Genomic DNA, 2379 nt, shown 5'->3' with positions numbered 1-2379 from the left:
ACCAGATCGCGCTGCCCCCGCACCTTCACCCGCAGGACGCAGAAACCGTTCTCGGCATTGTGGAACGTCACCCGCTCCACGAGGCCGGCCAGCGCTTCCGTTTGGCATTGTTCTCCAACCACGGCACTGGTCATTCTGATTCTGTGAACGGAGAAGACACTTGGGAACCGCATGTTGCCGAAATTTCGCCAGGCGTTCGGCCATCCAGCGCTGGCTTATCTCGAAGCTTGTTTAACATTCCCTCCAATGCTTCAACGTCTCCGGACACGGCATCCCGTTCCTCTGGGCTTAACCAGACCTCTTCCAGTAAACGATTGGCTGCTTGCTGAGCGGCCAGGACAACGCCCTTGGCGCTTGGCTTCGGAATATTGAAATAACAGCGTGCGCATGCCATGCGATGCGGACAAGTGCTCCAAAACGCATTGCTACAGTAAGAATCACCTAAATCGTAATACTTCCAAGGTGCTCCATCCTTCGTTGCGCCTGCCGCAATAACCTCCTTATCAATAACAATTTCGATCATCCGCGCCGCCTGATCCGCCTTGGCAAACGCACTCGCCAATTGCGTAGGTTTCGACCGAACATAGCTCATCGTCGATTGAACGGACGTATGGCCGCACCATTTTGCCAAATCGAATATTGTCATTCCTTGCGGAACGCTGGCCAGCATAGAAACGGCTGAAGCCCGTCCACGGTGACTTGTAATACGGCCTTTACTGTCCTCAATCGGAATACCAGCCTTTTTGCACAAAAGCGGGATAACAGTCTGATTTAAAACTTCCTTCGCGATTGGCCTGTTCCGAAGTTGAAAGAGAAAATGTACATGTTCACCGGTTCGCCGATCAAGATGTTTGCGGGGTGACGCTCGTTTTTTCATCCAGGCCGTAATGTACTTATGAACAGCATGGCCGACCGGTTTAGTGTACGCGACCGAAGTTTTACCTTCCGGAACATCAAGCCAGCAGACCTGCCCTGCCGGAACGACGTTGCCAGACTGATCAACCACATCCTCTGATTGTTCGCGCGTGCAGCCGACCCGAAGTCGGGCGATCTCATTGCTCCGAAGGCCTGCATGTGTCCACACCACGGCGATTGCCTGCAACAGGGCGAATGGATAGAAACAGTCAGGAGAAAGATCGTCTGGTTCAATGTTGAAGCTGGCCCAGGTCAGTTTCAGCCAAGAAGCATCATCTATGGTCCTAGGATTTACGCCAAGATATTTCGCAATATTCTTCGGTGTCGAGAGATGATATCGCGGATTACACCGGAGCTGCGCCCATTCCCAACTCTGAATATCAGATAAAAACCGACGCATAACCTGATAATAAGCAACTTTCGTTGGAGCCTGTAGAGGCTGGCCAACTGTTGGGATCAGACGATAATCAAAGGTGGAACCGCCCCAATCGCCAATACGTAACCTGTCGACGGCGGCGAGATAGTCGGCACATACCGATACCGTCCATTGCTCTGGTCCTGTGACCTCAGGATGCTCGCGACCCAACCAGATTCCGATACGGGTCAGAGTGTTGTAAACTGCTCGCCTCGACCCTTCTCGCAAGGTTGTTGTTTCCAACCAACGTCGGCACCATGTCATCCACTCAGGATTGATATTATCAGTTTCAGTTCCATGACGAGGTTGGTATGCCCGGAAATGAATAACCTTCGATGTAAGCCCCATTGCGGCCAAACCGTTTGACAATATTCCAATCCGCTTGGCGATATGATTTCCTGTGTAACACTCTCGTGTATGTTCCAGTATCTTCCTATCAAAACTTTCAAGTTTTGGATTCTCGCCTTGTAATGCAACTGCAGCAAATACTGATGGTACGAGGGGCCGAACGGTCTGACAGACGAAGCCGACACGGGTTAGGGCCGAGAACAGACGCTCACATTCTGTATCAACAATCTCCGCTCCAAAAACCAATCGGGCAACGACAGCCGTCGCCACATTGCGTTGAATTTTGTACACGCTTCGAAAACCACACAGAAGATAAGCGACTGCAATCAACTGCGGTACCATTCCGGTTTTTTTCAGAACAGGACTATTATTGATAATCTCAACCCACAGGTCTTCACTCCACCCCCAGTAGGGTTTTTCCTGGTGTGCGACCGTCAGAAGCAAATACTTCAAAGCACGATGGCTGTTAGCGCGGTCGAGATTGCTGCGATACAGGATGTCCGTCAGAGGCTTATGAAGACGCGGAGCCTGCCGTTTCGTAATAACAAGATTTTCTTCTCTCCAACGTCTGACAACTTTTAATTCGTCTGCAGACAATGTCGCCCGTCTGTCGTATTCATCGAGATTAATGTGGAATTTGTATTCGGGCTGGATGTGAGAGCCTGTTTGGAAAGTCATGGATGAGCGTTTCTTCGGATGAG

At 50.8% G+C, this 2379-nt stretch carries 2 protein-coding genes; both read right to left on the bottom strand.

What is annotated here, in order from left to right; all coding sequences use genetic code 11:
• On the bottom strand, window positions 1-134 hold a 134-nt coding region (locus B7449_RS24770), incomplete at its 3' end, for a YrrC family ATP-dependent DNA helicase (RefSeq protein ID WP_456303598.1).
• Window positions 131-2356 carry a site-specific integrase gene (locus B7449_RS12295; protein ID WP_082084853.1) on the bottom strand — a complete coding sequence of 742 codons (2226 nt, stop codon included), beginning with the start codon at window positions 2354-2356 and terminating at the stop codon, window positions 131-133. The genes B7449_RS24770 and B7449_RS12295, both read right to left, overlap by 4 nt.
• Window positions 2357-2379 lie beyond the last annotated feature (23 nt).

Source organism: Komagataeibacter intermedius TF2 (genome assembly GCF_000964425.1).
GTDB lineage: Bacteria > Pseudomonadota > Alphaproteobacteria > Acetobacterales > Acetobacteraceae > Komagataeibacter > Komagataeibacter intermedius.
The sequence above is the reverse complement of the archived record's forward strand: the minus strand, read 5'-3'. Positions and strand labels throughout refer to the sequence as shown.

What these genes read in the sequence shown, in the direction of transcription:
- B7449_RS12295 (WP_082084853.1), bottom strand. Translation starts at nt 2,356, where the DNA reads ATGACTTTCCAAACAGGCTCTCACATCCAGCCCGAATACAAATTCCAC.